The sequence below is a fragment of the Microvirga rosea genome, from assembly GCF_020595095.1.
GTDB classification, from domain to species: Bacteria; Pseudomonadota; Alphaproteobacteria; order Rhizobiales; family Beijerinckiaceae; genus Microvirga; species Microvirga rosea.
Genome location: NZ_JAJDOP010000007.1, coordinates 164,559 through 186,911 on the forward strand (window position 1 = coordinate 164,559; position 22,353 = coordinate 186,911).

At 63.3% G+C, this 22,353-nt stretch carries 17 protein-coding genes; 4 read left to right on the top strand and 13 right to left on the bottom strand.

Annotated features, from left to right (window positions below; translation table 11 throughout):
- Positions 1-8: 8 nt before the first annotated feature.
- From LJD17_RS17890 to galE, 4 genes are all read right to left on the bottom strand, one after another.
- Positions 9-515, bottom strand: a complete 507-nt coding sequence (locus tag LJD17_RS17890) for a hypothetical protein (RefSeq protein ID WP_227385562.1) — start codon at positions 513-515, stop codon at positions 9-11.
- Positions 516-602: 87 nt separating this feature from the next.
- Positions 603-1,886, bottom strand: a complete 1,284-nt coding sequence (locus LJD17_RS17895; protein WP_227385563.1) for an SGNH/GDSL hydrolase family protein — start codon at positions 1,884-1,886, stop codon at positions 603-605.
- Positions 1,887-1,943: 57 nt separating this feature from the next.
- A complete protein-coding gene (locus LJD17_RS17900; protein ID WP_227385564.1) occupies positions 1,944-3,167 on the bottom strand; it encodes a lytic murein transglycosylase in 1,224 nt (407 codons plus the stop codon).
- A gap of 83 nt (positions 3,168-3,250) precedes the next feature.
- Complete coding sequence (gene galE / locus LJD17_RS17905; RefSeq protein ID WP_227385565.1) at positions 3,251-4,237, bottom strand: UDP-glucose 4-epimerase GalE; 987 nt, start codon at positions 4,235-4,237, stop codon at positions 3,251-3,253.
- A 191-nt stretch (positions 4,238-4,428) separates the two neighbouring features.
- Between galE and galU the strand changes: the two genes are divergently transcribed.
- The gene (gene galU / locus LJD17_RS17910) at positions 4,429-5,295 is read left to right on the top strand and encodes a UTP--glucose-1-phosphate uridylyltransferase GalU (RefSeq protein ID WP_227385566.1); all 867 of its coding nucleotides are present in this window, start codon (positions 4,429-4,431) and stop codon (positions 5,293-5,295) included.
- 49 nt (positions 5,296-5,344) lie between these two features.
- A complete protein-coding gene (locus LJD17_RS17915; RefSeq protein WP_227385567.1) occupies positions 5,345-6,340 on the top strand; it encodes a KpsF/GutQ family sugar-phosphate isomerase in 996 nt (331 codons plus the stop codon).
- On the opposite strand, the gene LJD17_RS17920 is transcribed toward LJD17_RS17915, so the two are convergent.
- The 8 genes from LJD17_RS17920 to LJD17_RS17955 all read right to left on the bottom strand — a co-directional run bounded on the left by LJD17_RS17920 (position 6,337) and on the right by LJD17_RS17955 (position 16,777).
- Entirely contained in the window at positions 6,337-6,786 is a 450-nt protein-coding gene (locus tag LJD17_RS17920) for an NfeD family protein (protein WP_227385568.1), read from the bottom strand. The two genes, LJD17_RS17915 and LJD17_RS17920, sit on opposite strands and share 4 nt — an antisense overlap.
- On the bottom strand, positions 6,783-7,697 hold the full coding sequence (locus LJD17_RS17925) for an SPFH domain-containing protein (protein ID WP_227385625.1): 915 nt from the start codon (positions 7,695-7,697) through the stop codon (positions 6,783-6,785). Before LJD17_RS17925 ends, LJD17_RS17920 begins: the two co-directional genes overlap by 4 nt.
- A 161-nt stretch (positions 7,698-7,858) precedes the next feature.
- Positions 7,859-9,544 carry a methyl-accepting chemotaxis protein gene (locus LJD17_RS17930; protein ID WP_227385569.1) on the bottom strand — a complete coding sequence of 562 codons (1,686 nt, stop codon included), beginning with the start codon at positions 9,542-9,544 and terminating at the stop codon, positions 7,859-7,861.
- A 206-nt stretch (positions 9,545-9,750) separates the two neighbouring features.
- On the bottom strand, positions 9,751-10,812 hold the full coding sequence (hemH, locus tag LJD17_RS17935) for a ferrochelatase (protein ID WP_227385570.1): 1,062 nt from the start codon (positions 10,810-10,812) through the stop codon (positions 9,751-9,753).
- A gap of 132 nt (positions 10,813-10,944) precedes the next feature.
- Positions 10,945-13,107 carry an HWE histidine kinase domain-containing protein gene (locus LJD17_RS17940; RefSeq protein WP_227385571.1) on the bottom strand — a complete coding sequence of 721 codons (2,163 nt, stop codon included), beginning with the start codon at positions 13,105-13,107 and terminating at the stop codon, positions 10,945-10,947.
- A gap of 239 nt (positions 13,108-13,346) precedes the next feature.
- The gene (locus LJD17_RS17945; protein WP_227385572.1) at positions 13,347-14,855 is read right to left on the bottom strand and encodes a bifunctional metallophosphatase/5'-nucleotidase; all 1,509 of its coding nucleotides are present in this window, start codon (positions 14,853-14,855) and stop codon (positions 13,347-13,349) included.
- Positions 14,856-14,984: 129 nt separating this feature from the next.
- Positions 14,985-16,349 carry an NAD(P)/FAD-dependent oxidoreductase gene (locus tag LJD17_RS17950; protein WP_227385573.1) on the bottom strand — a complete coding sequence of 455 codons (1,365 nt, stop codon included), beginning with the start codon at positions 16,347-16,349 and terminating at the stop codon, positions 14,985-14,987.
- Between the two features lie 56 nt (positions 16,350-16,405).
- Entirely contained in the window at positions 16,406-16,777 is a 372-nt protein-coding gene (locus LJD17_RS17955) for a hypothetical protein (RefSeq protein ID WP_227385574.1), read from the bottom strand.
- Positions 16,778-16,994: 217 nt separating this feature from the next.
- On the opposite strand from LJD17_RS17955, the gene ung reads away from it, so the two are divergent.
- Complete coding sequence (ung, locus tag LJD17_RS17960) at positions 16,995-17,699, top strand: uracil-DNA glycosylase (RefSeq protein ID WP_227385575.1); 705 nt, start codon at positions 16,995-16,997, stop codon at positions 17,697-17,699.
- Between the two features lie 54 nt (positions 17,700-17,753).
- Entirely contained in the window at positions 17,754-18,686 is a 933-nt protein-coding gene (locus LJD17_RS17965) for a bifunctional helix-turn-helix transcriptional regulator/GNAT family N-acetyltransferase (protein WP_227385576.1), read from the top strand.
- A gap of 6 nt (positions 18,687-18,692) precedes the next feature.
- On the opposite strand, the gene LJD17_RS17970 is transcribed toward LJD17_RS17965, so the two are convergent.
- Entirely contained in the window at positions 18,693-22,193 is a 3,501-nt protein-coding gene (locus tag LJD17_RS17970) for an indolepyruvate ferredoxin oxidoreductase family protein (RefSeq protein ID WP_227385577.1), read from the bottom strand.
- Between the last annotated feature and the right edge of the window lie 160 nt (positions 22,194-22,353).

A 22,353-nucleotide genomic window follows, 5' to 3' on the forward strand; every position in this document is an offset into this window, starting at 1 on the left:
CAGAGTGCCTAATATGGACCGCTCCAGATTTTGACCGTGATGCGATGGTCCTGCCCGCCCGTTTGCGCGGATACGGAGATCAGCTCGGAGAACTGGTCATGGGGCGGCCTGATGTTGATATCGACGTCGGGCTTTGCGTCGGCGACAAGCTGCTCATAAGCCCTCAGGGCCTTCTTTTCGGCCGTGAATTTAAGCTTGGGAATTGAACGGGCCTCGAGCAGGGACAGAAGATCGACGGCTTTTCGATATTGCCACCCGGTGATTTCTGTCTCCTCCGGCAATCCCTTGATGGCGAACGTGTAGATCTGGGTCCGATATTCGCATTGGGTCTGTTCGAGATGAACCACGACGGTGCCGTTGAGCCGGAGCGTCTCCCGGGCCGCCCTCCTGCTGCCGTCGAGCGCAAACCCACCCTTCGCGAAAACGGGTTCGGGCACGTCGAGCACGCATTCACCCGAACCCTGCTCTTCGGCCCAGGCCTCGGACATGCCTGAATACAGGGGCAAAACGGCCACGATGAGGAGGGTCCGGACAACGTGAACAATCGCCACCCGGCAGTGGTACGATATATCGCGAACCGCCACAACCGGGCTTGAAGGCACCTAGAGTGGCGGCCAGCGGAAGTCGTCGGCGCGGCCAGGTCGCGCACTCGGGGCGACGCCGTCCCGCAGCGCCCGCTGGATCGGATAGACCTGATCGCCCGAGAGCTTCGGCTTGCTGGAGATCAGCGTGCCGCTGGGGGTCACCTCCGGGCGGTTGAGAGGCAGAACCGGCCCGATCAGGGGCTTCGAGGGCAAGGATACGGGGCTCGCGGCTTCCGGAGGAGCCGGAATGGCGGCCTCGATCGAGGAAGGCGTGGGGGAGGTTTCGGTCCCTCCCTCCACCGGGCGTGGCGGAACCGCATTGGCCGTTCCAACCTGATTTGCCGAGATGATGCGCTTGATCTCGGTATCGGCAAAATGGGCAAGCTTGCGGGCACCCGCCTTCGTGAACGAAACCCCATCGCTCGACCGGAGCTTGGCCGGCTGCCCGTCGATGTCCGGGCCCGTGGCCGTATAACGGCTGTCCTCGTCAACGAAGCCCGGCCAGATGTCCACATAGGTGCCGCCGTTGCGATGGACGCTCTCCTGAAAGATCTCGTTCATGGCCACGAGATCCTCCGACATCGCCTCGTTCTTCATGGGCGGAAGACCGATCCAGATGACCGGAATCCCGCGCTCCTTGAAGGTTCTCAGCACCCCATCGATCCGCTGGCGATAGGCTTCGCGCCATGCGGGCGAAAGGGGCTCGTGGTCACCGTTTTGATCCTTGAAGGAGATCCTGTCCTTCGACCCCAGCATGACAACCACGAGGCTGGCCTTCTGCCCGCCGTCCAGGACCTCGCGGATGAATTTCGGCCACTCCTCCGCGTCGGCCCGCAGGAGGCCGCTTTCCTCTTTCGTCTTGCGGACGACCGCAACGTCATCGGAATCCGCATAGAGATCCGCGATTCCCTGTCCTGCGGCGCCGGCCAGCGCATCGCCGAACACGACGACCTGCGTGGCGGCATTCGTCTTGGGCTTTTCCTGGCGGGCCACCGCGGCCGGGGGAGGCGCCGGGCGCCGCGGCCGCGCCACGGGTTTGCGCGACGAAGGCGGCGGTTCATCCGGCACGCCGAACAAACGACGGAAACTGAAGCCCGGTTGCGGCTGAGCCGGCTGGACGAGCTTGCCGGGATAATAACCGGGTGGATACGCCCGCATATCCCTTGAGCCTGGAGGCGGTGGCTGGCCATAGGGCCCGTAGGGAGGGGGGTAGCCTGGCTGTGCCCATGCCGAAAGACTACCGCCGACCAGTAGGAGCGGCAGGACGATCAGCAGGTGGCGCAGGGCGCAAGGCATCCTCATCGGCGGTTCCCTCTCGGAGCGGACCCGCTTCCTATATAGAGCCCTGCCGAGGCTCCGTCAGCGGGCCGCGCGCAATTCCTGCAAAAGGGCGAGGTCGGCATAGCCATCCGGAACCAAGCCGCGTCTGAGCTGGAAGTTCCGAACTGCCTCCCGCGTCTTGGAGCCGAGCTTGCCGTCCGCATTGCCGTCATAGAAGCCGAGGTTTGCCAGATGCTGCTGCACCTCCTCGCGCTGTTCCTTGTCCAGCAAGGGTTTGCCCTTGGGCCAGTTGCCCTGGATCGGCATACCTCCCATGACCCGATCGCCCAGATAGGCAACGCCCATCGCGTAGGCATCGGAGGAATTGTACGACTTGATCACGTCATAATTGTCGGTGACCAGAAAACTCGGTCCGCTTGCGCCACCCGGCAAGAACAGGGACGCCTCACCGGAGCGAGGCAGCGCCTTTCCGTCTGCCCGCCGCAGGCCAAGGGCGGCCCAGCTGGAAAAGCCCTGCCTGAGGTTGCGGAAATCGAAGCCTTTCGGAAGCTTCACCTCGAATCCCCAAGGAAGGCCCGGCTCCCATCCCTGCTGACGCAGATAGTTGGCGGTTGACGCCAGCGCATCGGGAACCGAGGTCCAGATATCCCGCGTCCCGTCCCGATTGCCGTCCACGGCGAATTTCATGAAGCTCGAGGGCATGAACTGTGTCTGGCCCATGGCGCCGGCCCAGGAACCCAGCATCTTTTCCCGATCGACATGGTCGTTCTCCAGGATTTGCAGAGCCGTCAAAAGCTCCTCCTTGAAGAAGTCGCCGCGGTAGCGGGTATACGCCAGGGTCGCAAGGGCACGGACTACGTAAATCGAGCCGGTGAAGCTGCCGAAATTGGTTTCCATTCCCCAGACGCCGAGCACGACGGAGCGCGGTACCCCGTAGGTCCGCTCGACCAGGTCGAGGGTCCGAGACCACTCGGACGCCATCTGCCGACCCCGGTCCAGACGCTGCGCGGAGACGGAACCTTCGATGTATTCCCAGATCGGCCGAACGAATTCCGACTGCTTTTTCGTCAGGGCGATGATCTTGGGATCCGGCTCGACCCCGCGAAACGCCTCGTTGAAGGTGGCGCGCGAGACGCCCCGGGCCTTTGCCGGGCCCCACAGATTTTCGACGAAGGATTGGAAGCTTCCCTGCGCCTGGGCATGCGCTTGCGGAAATACGGCTTCCCGCCCTCCCGCCAGGGCCAAGCCGAGGAGAAGGGCGCCACAAAGGAGGCGACGAACCAGGCGAACGGGCTGCTTCATAAAGGTCGCTCACGGTCAGGACAGGCACAAGAATCCCGCCATGCGACCTTATGAAGGTTAAAAGCTGGTTGATAGGGGGGGTCCTATGCGGCTTTCCGCTCCGCCAGAGCCCGCTCCCAATTCAACGCTTGAGCGACAATTTCCTCAAGATTGTCATGGCGAGGCTGCCACCCGAGGCCCCGAATCCGGTCGACCTTGGCCACGAGCGTGTCGGGGTCTCCCTCACGGCGAGGACTGTAACGGACCTCGAAATCGACGCCGGAGACGCTCTTCACCACCCGAATCACATCGAGGACCGACGCCCCGTGGCCGTAGCCGCAATTCATGACGGTGCAGTCCCCGCCTTTACGGAGATGATCGAGGGCGACGAGATGGGCGCGAGCCAGGTCGTTGACTTGGACATAGTCCCGAATGCAAGTGCCGTCGGGCGTATCGTAATCGGTCCCGTAGACCTCGAGAAAGGGCCGCTGGCCAAGGGCCACCTGGGAGGCGACCTTCAGAAGGTGGGTGGCCTGGGGGGTCGATTGACCGGAACGCCCCTTGGGATCGGCTCCCGCCACATTGAAATAGCGCAGAACCGCATAACGCAGGCCGTGGGCCCGGTGGGCATCCTCCAGCATCCATTCGGTCACGGCCTTGGTGCGGCCGTACGGATTGATCGGCGCGACGGGGAGGTCCTCGCTGAGCGGGCTCACATCGGCATTGCCATAGACCGTGGCGGTTGAGGAAAAGATGAAGTGGCGAACGCCCTTTTCGACAGCCGTTTCGATCAGCGCGCGGGACTTCACCGTATTGTTTAGATAGTACGCGAGCGGATCGGCAACCGATTCCGGAACCACGATCCTGGCGGCGAAATGCAGGATGCTGTCGATTCCATGCTCGTCGATGACGCGGGACACCAAACCCTGATCGCCGGCATCGCCCAGAACGAAGGTCGCGGCCGGAGGCACGGCCCATCGGTACCCGGTTGAAAGATCGTCCAGAACGACCACCTTCTCACCGGCATCCAAGAGCTCGAGCACCATGTGACTGCCGATATAGCCGGCGCCGCCGACGACCAGAACCGCCATCCGTATCTCCCGAAAGCCATGTTGTTACAGCTTAACCCTAACGCTTCACCCCCAATTCAGATCCGCCGCCGCAAAAGGAAATGCGCCTGATTGCAACAAGACCTTCACTCAGGCGTTATAGACCCGTCGAACCTTGACAGTTCGCCTCCTCCGTTTCTCCTTAGGTATCCTTCGCCCCAATGGCTCACTCCATGAAGCGCATCCGCAAAGCAGTTCTGCCCGTCGCCGGTCTCGGCACCCGTTTCCTGCCGGCCACCAAGGCCGTTCCAAAGGAAATGCTCTGCGTGGTGGACCGTCCCGTCGTGCAGCACGTGGTGGACGACGCCCGCGCGGCGGGCATCGAGCATTTCATCTTCGTGACCGGTCGCAACAAGGCGGTCATCGAGGATCACTTCGACATTGCCTATGAGCTGAACCAGACCCTCGCGGGCCGCAACAAGACGAAGGAACTGGAATCCCTTGCAAAGGACCAGATTCAGGCGGGCCAGACGAGCTTCACCCGCCAGCAGGAGCCCCTCGGGCTCGGCCATGCGGTCTGGTGCGCGCGGGAGATCGTCGGAGACGAGCCCTTCGCGGTCATCCTTCCCGACATGCTGAGCCGCGGCTCCATGGCCCAGATGATCGCCGCCTATGAAAAGCACGGCGGCAACGTCATCGCGGTCGAAGAGGTGCCGGAGGACCAGACGCACCAGTACGGGATCGTCTCGGTCGGCCAGGAATTCGGCCAGACCTTCGAGATTACCGGCATGGTGGAAAAGCCCCCGAAAGGCACCGCTCCCTCCAACTACATCATTTCCGGCCGCTACATCCTCCAGCCGGAGATCTTCGATCTTCTGTCCACGCAGGAGCGCGGCGCGGGCAATGAGATCCAGCTGACGGATTCGATGATTCGCCTCATGAAGGAGCAGTCCTTCTTCGGCATGAAGTATGACGGCCAGACCTACGATACCGGCTCCAAGATCGGCTTCCTCATGGCGAATGTCGCCTATGCGCTGGAGCGGGACGATCTCGGCCCGGATTTCCGCCGGGAACTCGAGGCCCTTCTGCGGCAGAAGTGATCGCAGGCACGATTTTGCCAGGTGGCCGCCCCGTGCTAGACGGGCGGCCATGGCAACACCTCATCCTCTCCCTTCTTCCCCCGACCAGGCCGTGTCCTCCGCCCTGCGGACGCTTGCAACCGAGCGGGACGGCCTGACCGCCCTGATGGATGCCTTGGACGATGGCCTGGGGCTGGTCTTCACGGCGTCCGTCGAGAAGATTGCGGCCGCGCAAGGCCGGGTGATCGTCACCGGAATCGGCAAATCCGGCCATATCGCCCGCAAGATGGTGGCGACCCTTGCGTCGACCGGCACCCCGGCTCACTACGTTCATCCCGCCGAGGCCAGCCACGGCGACCTGGGCATGGTGCAGCCGGACGACGTGATCATCGCCCTGTCCTGGTCCGGCGAGACGGCGGAGCTTGCCGACATCATCGGCTATGCCAAGCGCTTCCGGGTTCCGCTGATTGCCCTGACGTCCAACGCGGCCTCGACCCTTGGGCATGCGGCCGATCTCTGCCTGACCTTGCCGAAAGCCAAGGAGGCTTGCCCCAACGGATTGGCTCCGACGACCTCCACCACTATGCAGCTCGCCCTCGGCGACGCGCTGGCGGTCGCGCTTCTCGAGCGGCGGGGATTCACGGCGGAGCATTTCCGGGTGTTCCACCCCGGAGGAAAGCTTGGGGCACGCCTCAAGCTGGTGCGCGACGTGATGCACAAGAACGAGCGCCTGCCGATCGTCGGAATCGATGCGCGGATGAGCGAAGCCATCGAGGAGATCGGCCGCAAAGGCTTTGGCTCGGTGATCGTCGTTCACCCCGACGGTACGCTCGCCGGCATCGTCACCGACGGCGACCTGCGGCGCAACCTGCGGCCCGAACTCGGTACCTTGCCCGTGACCGCCGTGATGACCAAAACGCCCCGCACCATCGCGCCCGACGACCTCCTCGCATCCGCCCTCGAAATCCAAGAAAGCTCGAAGATCACGGCCCTGATCGTGGTCGAGAACGGCCGCCCCGTCGGCCTCGTGCACTATCTGGACCTGCTGCGCGCCGGAGCTGCTTAAGGATCGTCGACCACGAGGGTCGAGCCCTCGACCCTGACAACTCTCACCCGCGCCCCTGCGAACCGGTCCGCGCCGGTCACGCGCCAGGAGCTGTCGTCGACCTTGATCCGCCCTTCCCCGTCCTTGATCGGGGTCTCGAGGACGAAGATGCGACCGACGAGGGATTGTCCCCGCCGGTTGAGGAAGTCGGCCTGCGTATCCGGCTGCAGTTTCGGACGGGTCAGGGCACGCCCGGCGAACACTGCAACGATCGACAGGAATGCGAAGAGAAGCGCCGATGCCTGCCAGGATAGGCCGAGAACCGCATCGAGCACTCCGGTCGCGAGAGCCGCCAACCCCAGCCAGATGAAGAAGACACCCGGCGCCATCAGTTCGACGCCGGCGAGCAGAAGACCGAGAATGATCCAGGCCCAGGCACCGAGGCCCGCGAAGGCGCTCGCGATCATGGGCGCTCGGTTCCGCTCACCACGGTGGGAACGCTTCGCGCCGGCCTTGCGGGCCCGCCGTCGCCGAAAACTGACTTGGTGATTTCAGCGATCCCGCCCAGGGTTCCGGCAAGGCCGGCCGCTTCGATCGGCACGATCACGACCTTCTGGTTCGGAGCCGTCGCCAGGGCCTTGATGGCATCGACGTACTTTTCCGCCACGAGGAAATTCGCCGCCGAGAGATCGCCCGCGCCGATCGCCTCGCTGACCATGGTGGTCGCCTTTGCTTCCGCCTCGGCCTGGCGCTCGCGGGCCTCGGCGTCGCGGAACGCTGCTTCTTTGCGGCCTTCGGCGGCCAGGATCTGGGACTGCTTCTGGCCCTCGGCCCGCAGGATCTCCGACTGACGCATGCCCTCCGCTTCGAGCACGGCGGCGCGCTTCTCGCGCTCGGCCTTCATCTGCCTCGCCATGGCGCCGGCAAGGTCCGCCGGCGGCACGATATCCTTGATCTCGACGCGGGTGACCTTCGCGCCCCAGGGCGAGGCAGCCGCATCCACGACCCGCAGGAGACGCTCGTTGATTTCGTCCCGGTGGGACAGGAGCTGGTCGAGATCCATGGATCCCACGACCGTTCGGATATTGGTCATGGTGAGGGTGAGAAGCGCTTGATTGAGATTGGACACTTCATAGGATGCCCGCGCGGCATCCAGCACCTGAAAGAACGCAACGGCATCGATCTTGACGCCCGCGTTGTCACGGGTGAAAGCCTCCTGGCTGGGAACGTCGAGAACCTGCTCCATGACGTTCACCTTCTTGCCGATCTGTTCCATGTAAGGAATGATCAGCCCGAGGCCCGGACTTAAAGTACGGGAATAGCGTCCGAAACGTTCGACCGTATAGGCGTAACCTTGCGGAACCGTCCTGATCCCCATGGCGATCGTCACGATCACGATGAACACGAGGACGATGACGAAAATGTCGAAACCACTCAGCACGGATGACGCCTCCAGGCAACGGAGTTGCAGGATCTTCAACCTATCGCAAAGTGTGAAAAGCGCCTAGAGCGGGGCTCGCTCCAGGCGCTCGAAAAGTCCTAGGCCGCCTTCACGTCGGAGAGGAAATCGGCCACCTCGCGGCTGAGGCTTTCCGACTGGCGGGCAAGGTCCTGCGCGGCGCCGAGAACCTGCGTGGCGGCCTCACCCGTCTCGCCGGCCCCCGTCTGGACGTCGCCGATGCTGCTGGTCACCTGTTCGGTGCCGCGGGCAGCCTCCTGCACGTTACGGGAGATTTCACGGGTGGCGGCCCCCTGCTCCTCGATCGCCGCGGCGATGCCGGTCGAGATCTGCGACATGTCGGAGATCGTCTGGGCAATCTCGTGAATGGCCGCGACCACATCCTGCGTCGCCTGCTGGACACTCGCGATCTGGGCTCCGATTTCCTCCGTGGCCTTCGCGGTCTGGCTCGCCAGGTCCTTCACCTCGCTCGCCACAACCGCAAAGCCGCGTCCGGCCTCTCCGGCGCGGGCCGCTTCGATGGTGGCATTCAAGGCCAGCAGGTTGGTTTGTCCCGCGATGGTGTTGATGAGGGCGATGACGTTGCCGATCTTCTCCGCGGTCGTGGCAAGAGCCTGAACGGTGGCGTTGGTGCGCTTGGCGCCCTCGACAGCCTGGTTGGCGATCTGGGACGACTGGGTGACCTGCGTGGCGATCTCCTGAATGGAGATCGACATTTCCTCCGTCGCCGCGGCGACGGTCTGGACATTCGCGGAGGTCTGCGCGGCGGCGGTCGCCACGTGCACCGATTGCCGGTTGGTCTGATCCGCAACCGTGGTCATGCCCTGCGCCGTCACTTCCATCTGGGTAGCGGCTCCGGCCAGGCCTTCCGTCAAGGCGGAGACATTGGCCTCGAAGCGCCGCGTCAGCTCGTCGAGCCTCTGCGCCCGGCGCATCTTGGCGTCGGCTTCGAGCGCTGCGGCCTCGTCGGCTTGCTGCTTGGCGATCAGAGCTTCCTTGAAGACCTGAACCGCGTCCGCGATCTTGCCCAGCTCCGTTTTCTCGCCGCGATAGGGAATCACCGTCGAAAGATCACCCTGCGCCAGCGACCCCATGGAATGCGTGACCGACTCGATGCCGCGGGAAATGGAGCGTGTGAGGAGCGCCGCGAGAGCAATGGCCAGGATCGTGCCGATCGCCAGAACGGCGAGGGTCAGGCTCTGTGTGTCGCCATAGACGTTCGAGGCACGCGCTCTTGCCGCATTGGCGCCGTCGCGGTTCCACTTCGTCATCCGCGTCAGCAGGGAGCTCATCTGTTCGGCGATCGGAACCGCCTTCTGAGAGTTCAGATCCCTTGCTTTCGCGACCTCGCCGTTACGGGACAGGTCGAGGATGTTCCTGGCTTCCTTTTCGTAGTCGCCCCAGAGTTTCTTGAACTCCTGGAACTGCTTGCGGTCCTGTTCGTCGATGATTGTCTTCTCGTAGGAGCTCGTGGCGTCCGCGATATTGTTGAGACGCCAAGCCAGGCCCTCCTCGATTTCCTGGGCCTCCTCGCCATTGGCGAGCATGTGACGCAGGACAATCGTCTGAAACTCGCGGACATCGGCGTTGAGGGCGCCGATCCTTTGGGTCGAGACCAGCCAATTATCGGCAATTTCAGCCGTTTGGGCATTGATCGCCTGAAGGCCGCGAAGACCCAGGAAACCAAGCGCGAGCAGCAGCAGCACAAGGAAGGAGAATGCGCCGATCAGCTTGGCACGGATGGAGAGGGATCGAAGGGCACGCATGTCGGTTCAGGGGACCTGCCACATCGCCGTGGAGGCTCGCGCCGCTCTGACGCGAAGAAATCAGGCTCGCCAGTCATGCCTCAGAACAATGAATATTTTCTTGAAAACTTTTGAAATGTTGTTCGAAAATCCGAGACGGAATGCCCTTTAACTCAAGGGCATTCCCTAAAGGACGCGTGGCGGCCGAAAGACGAGCAGCCTCTCGGTTAAATCCAGCCCTGCAGCTCCCGCTCCGCGATGTGGCGGATCACACGCATTCCATCCTCGCTGTCGTTGAGGCATGGCAGATACGCGAACTTCTCTCCTCCATGATGCATGAAGATCTCACGGTTCTCGCCATCCAGCTCCTCGAGCGTTTCCAGGCAATCGGCGGAGAAGCCGGGCGCGACGATCGCCATGCGCTTGATGCCGCTCTCGGCCAGCGCCTGGACGGTTTTGTCCGTATAGGGCTGGAGCCATTCCGCCGTGCCGAAGCGGGATTGAAAACTCATCCGGAATTTGTCTGCGGGCCAGCCGAATGCTTCCCGCATCAGACGCCACGTCTTGACGCAATGGCAATGGTAGGGGTCGCCCTTCAGGAGGTATTCCTTGGGCACGCCATGGAAAGAGACGAGGATCACCTCCGGCTCGAAGTCGAGCTTCGCCAGATCTCGCTTCATGGACGACACCACCGCGTCGATATAAACCGGATCGTCGTGGTAGGGCGGCGACACGCGGATCGTGGGCTGCCAGCGCATGTCCATGAGGGCTCGGAAGGCTTGATCGCAGGCCGTGGCGGAGGTGGCGGCCGAATATTGCGGATAAAGCGGGACGAGAAGGACGCGGTCGCATCCCTGCTCCAGCAGAGCCTGAATGCGCTCGCGAACCTCCGGCTTGCCGTACCGCATGGCCCAGTCGACCGTGACCTTGTCGCCGGCAACGCCCTTCAGGTGCCGGGCGAGATCCTCGGCCTGAGCCCGGGTAATGGTCTTGAGGGGCCCTTCGTCCCGCTCCTTGTTCCAGATGGTCGCGTAGTCGCGCCCCTTCCGGCCGGGCCGCGTGGTCAGAATGATGAGATTGAGGATCGGCCACCACAGGAGCCGGGGCGTTTCGATGACCCGACGGTCGGACAAGAACTCCTTGAGGTACCGTCGCATCGGCCAGTAGCTCGTCCCCTCGGGCGTTCCCAGGTTGAGAAGCAGAACGCCGATCCGTCCCGTCCTGGCGGTCGGATGATCGACCGGACGAACTCCTTGGCGGAGGTCGGCGAGCTTGACAGTTTCGTTCATCGAGGAGTCCCTTGGCACATGGCTGCATGGGCCGGTTGCTTGAGATAGTTCTAGATAGGATTTTCTCGCCCCCGCGCCAACCGGGCGCCACGACGCGCCCGGATGAATGCTCCCGGCCCTTCTGGCCCGGCTTTAGGCGGAAGGATTGACGAAGCCACCCGGCCTCAAGAGCACGTCGATGGAAACCTTCAATCCGCTCGGCTCGAAATCCATCTGAACGGCGGCATTCAGCTGGGTCGCCAGGACCCGGTGCAGGAGACGGGACCCGAACCCCTGGCGCTTGGGCGGCTCGACGGACGGTCCTCCCTCCTCGCTCCAGGTCAGCTTCAGCCGCAGGCCGCCGGGTTCGATAGCCGATTCCCAGCGGACGATGACGTGGCCAGCCGCGATGGAGAGGGCGCCATACTTTGCGGCATTCGTGGTCAGTTCGTGAATCGCCATCCCGATGGGGACGGCGGCCTCCGAGGGAAGCTCGACCGGCGGGCCGTCGATGATGATCCGCTCGCCGGTGTCGTCGTTATAGGGGCTGAGTTCTTTTTCCAGGATCTCGCGCAAGGAGGCCGTCTGCCAGATGGCCTCGGTCAACAGCGAATGGGTGTTCGCGAGCGAGATGATGCGCCCGACGAAGGCGGCGTAAAAGTCTTCGATGCTCGATGTGGAACGCGCCGTGGCGCCCACCACCGCCTGAACGGTCGCGAGGGTATTCTTGACCCGATGGTGCAGTTCGCGGATCAGCAGGGATTGCTGCGCCTGTGCCTGTTTGCGTTCTTCGATCTCGTGCTGGGCCGCCTTGTAGAGATTGCTGTTCTCGAGCGTGATGGCCGCCTGTCCCGCGAGGCCGATCACCAGGCGCTCCGCACGGGCGGTGAAGACGCCCAGCTTTTCATGGCCGAACAGCAGCGCCCCTTCGATGGCTCCCGTGCGCGAGACCACGGGAACCGCCAGATAGCTGCGCAGCAGGGGATGCCAGTCGGGAACGTCCCTGCGGCGTTCGGCCGGTCCGAAACGCGGATCCGTCGTGATGTCGTCTGACCGCACGATCTCGCCCTCGACCAGCGTGGGGGCGAAGACGGATGTATGCTGAACCATCGCAATGTCGGCGAACTTCGCCTGCAGTTCCCCGGAAATCGCGTACGGCATGGGGGCCGGGCGCGCGCTGTCGCTGGTCTGCGCATGTTCGTCGACGTGGTAGAAGAAGGCGCCGATCTGCGCTCCCGTCAGTTCGACTCCCGCATCGATGACATGCTGGGCGATCTTTCCGAATTCGAGCTCCGCCGCGAGCGCACGGCCGGTGCGGTTCAGCACTTCGAGCGCGGCTGTTTCCGTCCGTAATTCGCTCGTCCGCAAAGCCACCTCCCGCTCCAGAAGCGCCGCTGTGGCGGCCTGCTCCTGAAACTGGTGCGCGGCGACGGCCATGAGCGCCAGGAGAGCGATCAAGGCAAAGAGTGCGAAGGAACCATAGATCCTGATCTGATCGATCCAGGGCCTCCAGTAGGAATCCGCCGGAATGCTGACACGCACATGGAGGGGAAGCTGTCCGATCCTGTGATAAGCCCCCAGCCGCTCCCTGCCGTCGCTGACGGCCGTGTAAAGTCCCGCCTCGAAATTCTCGGATATCGCGCGGTCAAAGGCGTCTTTGTCGATCGGCGCGAACGAAATGTTCCCGAGCTCCATGGGATGCTGGGCGATGATCTTGCCGTCGCTGGCGCGGATCAGGCTCACCCTGGTGCCCCGAGGAAGCCGAAGCCGTGCCCAATAATCGTTGAGGTAGGTCAGCGAAACGGTCACGGAGACCACGCCCCGGAAGGTCCCGTTGGGATATTGCAGGCGCCGGCTGACCATGAATGTCGGCGCATTCGTCACGCGGCCGATGATCGGCTCCCCGACGAAGAGTCCCTGGTCCGTATCCATTTGCGCCTGGAACGCATCGCGATCCAGGGCGGACGATTCCGGGGTCGGGAATGCCGCCGTCGTGAGACGCAACTTGCCTTGCGCATCGTTGAGCCAGATGTCTTCGATGAAAGGCAGCGCTTGCTTGACGGCCCGTATCTGCTCCCAAAGGGACCGCGAGGGCGAGACCGTGTACCAGCTCTCATCCTCCATGAGGGCGGCCGTTTGCCGCAAAGTCACGTCGGTGACCTCGAGAAGGCGAGCCGCGTGGTCGGCAAGGAAAAAAGCATTGTTGCGAATATCGTCCACGTCCCGCTGGATGAGGCGGCTACGCTGCTCCCAGGCGATAAACGCGAAAGTCAGCACGATGAAGGCGATCCCGAGAAACCCCATGGCAAGGGTCATCCGCCCGCGAAACAGAGACTGGCGTCGCCTTTTCTGAGACAGAACTAAATCCGCCTGACGGGTTTTTTTCTGCAAGGGCAGGTCGCTTCGAAATCTCGTTGGATTGAACCGTTTCGCCAGTCATCCGCGGCAAAACGATGTCGGATGGGAGACATAGCAGCCGGTTTCCCATTTTCCAAACATCGGACGACGAAAAAGGCCGGAACATAAGAGTTCCGGCCTGTCCTCCGACGGGGCGATCAGCGCAGGACGACGCGTCCTTCCACCTTTGGCGCGACCTTGCCGGCTTTCGACACATAATCGATGACCTGCGATGCCATGAGCTGGCTCGCGGCCACGTCGATCAGCTGTTTGGCGTCCGCGAAGGGGCGGTAACCATCGCCGCCCCGGGCCATGAAGTCGTTCGTGGCGAGCTTGTAGGTCTTGGCGGGATCCAATGGCTGGCCGTTGATCGTCACCGACTTGATGCGGCTTCCCGGAGGCTGCTTCGTGTCGACCTCGACAACCATGCCGGACACCTGCGGGAAACGTCCGCCGAGTTCGCGGATCTGGCTGACGCCATTTTCGAGCGCCGCCTTGATCTTGTCGCCGGTGAGCTCGAGCAGGACGGTGGTGTTGCCGAAGGGCATCTCGGCCAGAATGTCGCGCCGCGTCAGCTTCTGTCCCGCTTGATACTCCTTGTCGGCCCGCAACCCGCCCCCGTTGGTGATGGCCACATCTGCGCCGACCGAGGCCCTCAGGGCATCGGCGACCAGATTGCCCATGGCCGCCTCACCGCCGCGGACCGTCGCGCGGCGGCTGTCGAGGGGCGTTTCCGTCACGCCGATTTCGATGTCGAGCTCCTTAGAGAGCTTGTCCTCGTATCCCTTGACGATCGCTTCGATTTCCGGATCGGGCTTGACGGCCGCGCTATCCACAATGCGGAAATTGGGCCGCCAGGACACCGTTGTCTTGCCGTCCTTTTCCGCCTTGGTCACGGAGAGTTCGACCACGTTGATGTAATTGCCCTGCGATTCCGATTCGGTGAGGGCGACCTTGCCGTCGTAGAAGGCCAGCAGGTGCTCGTCATGGCCGCTGAGAACCACGTCGGCTCCCGAGGACCGAACGAGGAGCATGTCCACTTCGAGAGGCGTGTGAACCACGGCCACCACGAGATCGGCCCCTTTGGCGCGCAGATCCTTGACCTTGTCACGGGCCGTGGCGACCGAAGGCTTGAACTTGATGTTGCCCGGGCTCGACGCGATCGGCGTGTCCTCGGTCGTCAGACCGAAGAATCCGATCTTGATTCCCTGCACGTCGATGATCTTGTCGGGTTTGGTATTCGCCGGAAGCCCATCGCCGTCGACGATGTTCGTCGCGAGAACGTCGAACTTGGCTTCGGCCATGCGGGCCCGGAATGCATCCGGCCCCAGATCGAATTCATGGTTGCCCGGCACCATGGCGTCGACCCCCATATGGTTGAGGATGTCGATCACGTGAGCGCCCTTGTCGAAACCGGACAGAAGCGAGGGCGAGATCGTATCGCCCGAATGAATGAAGAAGGCGTTGCCCTTGGCCCGCTCCTCCTTGATCACCGTTGCGAGCTTGGCAAAGCCCCCCCGGCCCTTTTCCGGGCTCATACGGTCGATATCGTTCGTCTGCACGAAGCGGATCGTCACGGCTTCCTGAGCCAGCGCCGTTCCCGACAGAAGCAGGGAGAATCCAAGAAAGCCGGCACGGAGAGCGGCCAGCGGGCGGCTTTGATGCATCGTCGAATATCCTCGCATGGGGGTGAGTTCCACCGGTGAGTACAGGAAGCCTAGGGGCGAAACGTGTCACAGAAGTAACATCCTGTCGACGCCTCCCGTCGCCGGATCCTCGGCATGCCTAACGCCGTTTCAGCGCTCGGTGAGAGAGGCGGACGGGATCCCGGGGGAGTCCGCGGGAGCTTTCCGCAGAGCCGCGGGCGCCTGTCTCGGATCGGCCGGTGTCGGTTCGGTGATGAGGCGGGCTCCGCGCTGAAACGTGAAGTAGTTCCAGAGCCAGGTGAAGGCAACGACGAAGCGATTTCTCAGCCCGATCAGGAAATACACATGGGCGATGCCCCAGAACATCCACCCCATGAAACCGCGCAAGTGAACATGGCGCAACTTCACCACTGCGACCTTACGCCCGATCGTCGCGAGATCTCCTTGATGGCGGTAGCGGAAGGGACCGGGAACCTCCCGCCCCATCACCCGGGCGGCAATGACGGTTCCGACATAGCGTCCCATCTGCTTGGCCGCAGGCGCGATGCCGGGAACGGGCCGGCCATCGTCGCCCGTCGGCCCGGCCGTATCGCCGATGGCGAAAATCTCCGGATGGCCTGGAATCGTCAGGTCCGGTGAGACTTTGATTCGTCCGGCCCTGTCCCGGTCGGCCGCGACCCAGCCGCCAGCGGGGGATGCGACGACACCGGCTGCCCAGATGATGGTTCCGGCCTCGACCCGTCCCTTGGCCGTCTCGACACCGCGTTCATCGCATGCGGTGACGGCGGTGGCCGTCTGGACCTCGACGCCCAGCCGCTCGAGCTCCCGCTGCGCATAGGCCGATAGATCCTCCGGGAAGGTCGCCAGGACCCGGGGCCCGGCTTCCAGGAGGATGATCCGCGAACCGCGCAGATCGATGTTGCGGAATTCCGGCGGCAGGGTCTGGCGGGCCACCTCGGCGATCGCGCCGGCCATTTCGACGCCGGTCGGCCCGCCCCCGACGATGACGAACGTGAGAAGCCTCTCCCGCTCGGCGGGATCGTCGGTCAGTTCCGCACACTCGAACGCGAGAAGGATCCGGCGGCGAATACTCGTGGCATCTTCGATCCGCTTCAGGCCCGGAGCAACCGGAGCCCATGCGTCGTGGCCGAAATAGGAATGCGTCGCACCGGTGGCCAGGATCAGGTCATCGTAAGGCACGGCGCGAGGACCGGCATGGACGACCCGCGTGGCCGTGTCCACACCCGTAACCTCGGCCATGAAAACCGTTGTGTTCTTCTGCCCCCGCAATATCCCCCGAATGGGCCATGCGATATCCGAGGGTGACAGGGTCGCCGTCGCCACCTGGTACAGGAGCGGCTGGAAGCAGTGATAATTGTGACGATCGATCACCGTCAGGTCGACCGGGGCGTGCCGAAGTGCCTTCGCGGCTTCGAGTCCTCCGAAGCCTGCTCCGACGATAACGACACGCGGACGCATGTCCGCTTTCACGGAGAGCTCGGAGGAATGAGCCATGGGGCAATCCCTTCTGACGGGCCTAAAGGCAAGCGAGCGAATTGCCGCCTGTCGTTCTAGCCGGCTCGCACCAACCAGATACCGAGAACGAAAACGACGCCGATGGCCGCAATGAAGCTGACGAAAATCGTCGGGAAGCCATCCTGCTTGTGGTGAGCCGCGCCGACGGCCTGGGCGCCCTGTGACCAGCGCATCATGTTTTCATAGGTGCGAGCAAGCCTGACGCGGAAGGGAGACGGCGGAACTCCAGCGGCTTCATCGTCCGTCCCCAGGGGCGACAACCCCGGATCGAACACGGGATTCTTATCGCCGGTGCGGCCGCTGTCGATGTCCGCCTTCAGCATGGCGGTGGTCGGATGGCCAGAGGGCGGAGGGGCGTCGACCGGTTTGACCGTGCGGGTCGGAGGAACGTCGGAATGGTCTGTCACTGGGGCCTCCTGGGGCTCATTCGTCGGATCTGGGCGGGAACGAGGCTGCGGATCAGCCGCGGCTCTCCAGGGTTGTCTTTCCAAGTGAACTGTCGGCTGGGGACACCGTTCCAGGTCATGACGCCGAGGCCGTCTTCCCGCTCTCGCACAAGACGTCAGCGTCTCGACAGGACAGGCCGCCGGTGATACCGGCGACACCCGAGGAGAACACCGTCCGATGACCGGTCCCGTCAGCAAGGCTCTCGCGGCATTTCGCGCTCAACCCGAAGCCGCCTCCTGGTGCGCCCTGCCGTTCTTCCGGGACGGCGAAGCCGACAGCATTGCGAGGCGCGTGGATGCGAGCGCCACCGAGGGGGCCCATGTGCTGCCGCCCCCGGACAAGATCTTCAACAGCCTCGCTCTGACTCCTCTTGAGCGTGTCAAAGTCGTGATTCTGGGCCAGGATCCCTATCCGACGCCGGGTGACGCGCACGGACTGGCGTTTTCCTATGCGGGCAACCGCCGCCTCCCGGCTTCGCTGCGTACGATTCTGGCTGAAATGGCCGACGATCTCGGCGTTCCCATGCCGCGAAAGGGCGATCTCTCCCGATGGGCGGAACAGGGCGTGCTGCTCCTGAACACCGCCCTGACCGTGGAGGCCGGCAAAGCCGGGGCGCATCTCAAGCTCGGATGGTCCGCCCTCGTGGAACAGGCCGTTAAAGCAGTCTCGGATCGTCGGCCTGCGGCCGTGTTTCTTCTGTGGGGCGCCAAGGCAAGAACCTGTGCAACCCTGGTCGATACCACCAAGCACCTTGTGATCGAGGCGGGCCACCCGTCGCCCCTCAACCGCCTTCAGGATTTCCGTGGCACGAGACCGTTCAGCCGCACCAACACTTGGCTGGAGACGAAAGGCCTGAAGCCTATCGACTGGCGTCTCGACTAAACTATTTGACTTTGTCAAATATCGGTCTCACTCTCCTGTCGAAGGAGACCGATCATGACGTATGTCTCTCCCATGGACGCCCGGATCGCAGCCGTCCGCAGGTTCACCCGCTTTTATACGAGGCGCCTGGGCGTCCTGCGCGAAGGTCTGCTCGACAGCCCCTTTTCCTTGACGGAAGCTCGGGTGCTTTATGAGCTGGCGCACAGAGATGCTCCGACCGCCACGGAGCTTTGTCATGAACTCGATCTCGATCCAGGCTATCTCAGCCGCATCCTGAAACGCTTCGAAGACCTCTACCTTGTCCGGCGCGTGCGATCCGAGCAGGACGGCCGGCAGCATCATCTCGTGCTGACGGCGAAGGGGCACGAAGCCTTCGCTCCGCTCGATCGCCAATCCCGCGAGCAGATCGCCAGTCTTCTGGGAGCCCTGCCGGAATCCGGTCAGCGGCAGCTGGTTGCGAGCATGCACGTCATCGAGGCGAAGATTGACGGTGCCCGTGATCGAAACGAGACCTTTTCGCTCCGCCCACACCGTCCCGGCGACATGGGCTGGATCGTGCATCGCCATGGGGCGCTCTACGCGCAGGAATATGGCTGGGATGAAACGTTCGAGGCTCTGGTGGCGGACATCGTCGCGAGCTTCGTCAGGAATTACGATCCCGAGAAGGAACATTGCTGGCTGGCCGACCGCGACGGTGACATCCTCGGCTCGATCTTCATCGTCAGGCAATCGGACGACATCGCCAAGCTGCGGCTCCTTTACGTGGAGCCTCGTGCGCGTGGGCTCGGCGTCGGCAAGCGCCTTGTCGAGGAGGCGATCAGCTTTTCCCGCGAGCGGGGCTATCGGCAGATCACCCTCTGGACGAACGACATCCTCCACGCGGCTCGCGGCATCTACGACAAAGCGGGCTTCCGTCTCGTCAGCGCGGAAGCCCACCACAGCTTCGGACACGATCTCGTGGGCGAGAACTGGGTCCTCGACCTCTAAGGCGCGCTACTCCGCCGCCATCGCGACCGGCTGCTCCACCGTGCGGAAGCGCGACAGCAATTCCGCCTCCTCCGCCTTCGCGGCCTTGAGGTTGCGCTCCTTCACATGACCGAAGCCACGGATCTTCTGCGGGAGCGATGCCAAGCCGATCGCCGTCGCATGATTGCGGGCATCGAGCTTTGCGACGATCTCCTGGAGCAGAGCCTCGTAATCGCGGATGAGCTGGCGCTCGGTCCGGCGTTCATGCGTATAGCCGAAGATGTCGAGGGGCGTGCCGCGCAGGCCCTTGAGATGCGCCAGCACGCCAAAGGCCTTCATCATCCATGGGCCGAAGCTCATCTTGCGGGGCAATCCGGTCGCCGGGTCCTTGCGGGCCAGAAGCGGCGGCGCCAGGTGAAACTCATAGCGCAGGTTCTCGCCCTCGAAGGTCGAGTCGACCTGCCGCTGAAAGCTGCCGCTCGTGTAAAGGCGGGCGACCTCGTACTCGTCCTTGTAGGCCATCAGCTTGAAAAGGGACCGGGCTACCGCATCGGTCAACCCGCTCGCGTCCGGCACGGTCCGCGCTTCCGCCGCCCTCACACGCTCCACGATCCTGCGATAGCGTTCGCCATAGCGTGCATTCTGATAGCGGGTCAGGAACCGGGCACGCCGGTCGATCACCTCGTCGAGCGTTTCCGAGAGCTGTCGCGATTCCGTCGGCGCTTTCGCGGCATTCATGAGCGACGCCAACGTCTCGGGCGCCGCGGCCGCCTGCCGACCCCAGGCAAAGGCGGAAAGGTTCATCTTCACCGCTTCGCCGTTGAGCTCGATGGCTTTTTCGATCGACGCGCGGGACAGGGGCACGCGGCCCTTCTGATACGCGTATCCGAGCATGAACATATTGGCGGCGATCGCATTGCCGAGGAGCGCCGTCGCGATGGCAGTCGCATCGATGAAGTCGACGCCTTCCTGTCCGGCGGACGATATCACGGCGCGTTTCAGGCGCTCGGTCGGCAGGGAGAAATCCGCATTGCGGGTGAATTCTCCGGGCATGACCTCGGCCGTGTTCACCACGAGCGCCGTCTGGCCTTTCTTCACCGAGGCCAGCACCTTTTTCGTGCCGGTGACGACGAGGTCGCAGCCGAGAACCAGGTGAGCCGCCTCCGCCGTGACGCGAATGGCATGGATATCATCCTGAGAATTGGCGAGACGCACGTGGCTGTACACGGCGCCGCCCTTCTGGGCGAGTCCCGCCATGTCGATCATGCCCAGGCCCTTGCCTTCGAGATGCGCCGCCATGCCGAGGATGGCCCCGATGGTGACGACGCCCGTGCCGCCCACGCCGGTCACGATCATGTTGAAGGTGCGGTCGATCGCCGGAATGACCGGCTCTGGCAGGTCTGCGAGCGCCGGGCCGTCGAGGGCAGCGGCGTCCGGTACGGTCTTCTTTATCTTGGCGCCATGGACAGTCACAAAGGAAGGGCAGAAGCCCGACACACACGAAAAGTCCTTGTTGCAGTTCGATTGATCGATCTGACGCTTGCGGCCGAACTCGGTCTCGACGGGCTGTACGGCGACGCAGTTCGACTGGACGGAGCAATCGCCGCATCCCTCGCAGACGAGATCGTTGATGATGACGCGTTTGTCGGGATCGGGAAACTCCCCGCGCTTGCGGCGCCGGCGCTTTTCCGACGCGCAGGTCTGGTCGTAGATCATGACCGTGACACCCGGGATCGCCGCGAGTTCCCGCTGAACCGCCTCCAATGAGGAGCGGTGATGGATCGTCATCCCGTCAGGCCAGCGGATCGACTTCGGGTATTTGTGCGGCTCATCGGTAACGAGGGCGACGCGCTCGACACCCTCCTCGCGCACCTGACGGGCGATCATGTCCACGGTCAGCCCCCCTTCGTGCTTCTGCCCGCCGGTCATGGCGACCGCGTCGTTGAAGAGGATCTTGTAGGTGATGTTGGTTTTCGTATCGATGGCCCACCGCAGGGCCAGCACACCGGAATGGTTGTAGGTCCCGTCGCCCAGGTTCTGGAAAACGTGCCCGCGGCTGGAGAACGGCGCCTCGCCGATCCAGTTCGCGCCCTCGCCGCCCATCTGCGTGAAGCCGTCGGTCTCCCGATCCATCCACTGTACCATGTAGTGACACCCGATGCCCGCATAGGCACGCATCCCTTCGGGCACCTTGGTGGACGTGTTGTGCGGACAGCCGGAGCAGAAATGGGGCACGCGCGTCGCCACATCGGTCGTGACGGACAGAACCTGCTGGGCGTGACGCAGACGCTGGACGCGGCCGCGCAGATCGTCATTGTTGTGATACCTGAGAAGGCGCTCGCCGATGGCGATGGCGATGTCATTGGGATCGAGCGCTCCCTTGACCGGAAAGAGCCAGTTCCCGTTTTCGTCCTTCTTGCCGATGCAGAGGGGCTGGTTCGCCGTTCCGTACAGCTCTTCGCGCAGCTGCACCTCGATCAGCGAGCGCTTTTCCTCGACCACGATCACCATGTCGAGGCCGCGGGCGAAATCGAGAAGCTCGCTCTGGGAGAGCGGCCAGGGACAGGCGATCTTGTAGAGTCGCAGGCCCATATCGTTCGCCTTGACCTCGTCGATGCCGAGTTCGTCAAGGGCCTGCCGGACATCGAGATAGGACTTGCCGACGGTGATCACGCCGATCTTCGGCTGCCGCCCGCCGGACAGAATGATCCGGTTCAGGTTGTTGGCGCGGACAAACGCCATCATGGCGTCACGCTTATAGTCCTGAAGTCGCGCTTCCTGATCGAGCACGCCATCCCGCGCCCGGATGTTGAGGCCGCCGGGCGGCATCTGGAAATCGTCCGGCATGACGATCTTCACCCGGTCGAGGGAGCCGTCCACGGACGCCGTCGACTCGATGTTCTCCTTCACGCATTTGAACGCGACCCATGTTCCGCAGAAGCGGCTCATGGCGTAGCCGTAGAGACCGTAATCGAGAATTTCCTGAACACCCGCCGGGTTCAGGATCGGGACCATGACATCGACGAAGTGGAACTCGGACTGATGGGCGACGGTGGAGGATTCCGCCGTATGATCGTCGCCCATGAGAGCCAGCACGCCGCCGTGCTTCGAGGAGCCGGCCATGTTGGCGTGACGAAACACGTCGCCCGAGCGATCGACCCCGGGCCCCTTGCCGTACCAGAGGCCGAATACACCGTCGTATTTGCCGTCGCCGCGAATTTCCGCCTGCTGCGAGCCCCAGACCGCCGTGGCGGCGAGCTCCTCATTCAGGCCCGGCTGGAACAGAACGTTCGCCTGTTCGAGCCACCGGCGGGCGCGCCACAGGTTTTGATCCATGCCGCCAAGCGGCGAGCCCCGGTAGCCGGACACGAATCCGGCCGTGTTGAGGCCGGCAAGCCGGTCACGCTCGCGCTGCATGAGCAGCATGCGGACCACCGCCTGAGTGCCGGTGATGAAGATCCGGTCCTTCGTCAGGTCGTACTTATCGTCGAGCGATACGTCACGGAGCGCCATGCGACCTTCGGCCATCGTCCGTCTTCCTCCTGAGGCGTGAGCCCCTGCTGCCGGTTACCGGTCTTGTTCTTCATGAATTATGTCAGCAATGCTGACATATGTCCGTTCCTCCGTCAATGAAAGGCAGATCCCCTAAAGACAGGTCTCCGTTTCGCCTCCATTAACCATCATGCAT

Coding starts and splice junctions, on each gene's coding strand:
- LJD17_RS17895 (WP_227385563.1), bottom strand. CDS start 1,886: ATGAGGATGCCTTGCGCCCTGCGCCACCTGCTGATCGTCCTGCCGCTC.
- LJD17_RS17900 (WP_227385564.1), bottom strand. CDS start 3,167: ATGAAGCAGCCCGTTCGCCTGGTTCGTCGCCTCCTTTGTGGCGCCCTT.
- galE (WP_227385565.1), bottom strand. CDS start 4,237: ATGGCGGTTCTGGTCGTCGGCGGCGCCGGCTATATCGGCAGTCACATG.
- galU (WP_227385566.1), top strand. CDS start 4,429: ATGAAGCGCATCCGCAAAGCAGTTCTGCCCGTCGCCGGTCTCGGCACC.
- LJD17_RS17915 (WP_227385567.1), top strand. CDS start 5,345: ATGGCAACACCTCATCCTCTCCCTTCTTCCCCCGACCAGGCCGTGTCC.
- LJD17_RS17920 (WP_227385568.1), bottom strand. CDS start 6,786: ATGATCGCGAGCGCCTTCGCGGGCCTCGGTGCCTGGGCCTGGATCATT.
- LJD17_RS17925 (WP_227385625.1), bottom strand. CDS start 7,697: ATGGGGATCAGGACGGTTCCGCAAGGTTACGCCTATACGGTCGAACGT.
- LJD17_RS17930 (WP_227385569.1), bottom strand. CDS start 9,544: ATGCGTGCCCTTCGATCCCTCTCCATCCGTGCCAAGCTGATCGGCGCA.
- hemH (WP_227385570.1), bottom strand. CDS start 10,812: ATGAACGAAACTGTCAAGCTCGCCGACCTCCGCCAAGGAGTTCGTCCG.
- LJD17_RS17940 (WP_227385571.1), bottom strand. CDS start 13,107: ATGACCCTTGCCATGGGGTTTCTCGGGATCGCCTTCATCGTGCTGACT.
- LJD17_RS17945 (WP_227385572.1), bottom strand. CDS start 14,855: ATGCATCAAAGCCGCCCGCTGGCCGCTCTCCGTGCCGGCTTTCTTGGA.
- LJD17_RS17950 (WP_227385573.1), bottom strand. CDS start 16,349: ATGGCTCATTCCTCCGAGCTCTCCGTGAAAGCGGACATGCGTCCGCGT.
- ung (WP_227385575.1), top strand. CDS start 16,995: ATGACCGGTCCCGTCAGCAAGGCTCTCGCGGCATTTCGCGCTCAACCC.
- LJD17_RS17965 (WP_227385576.1), top strand. CDS start 17,754: ATGACGTATGTCTCTCCCATGGACGCCCGGATCGCAGCCGTCCGCAGG.
- LJD17_RS17970 (WP_227385577.1), bottom strand. CDS start 22,193: ATGGCCGAAGGTCGCATGGCGCTCCGTGACGTATCGCTCGACGATAAG.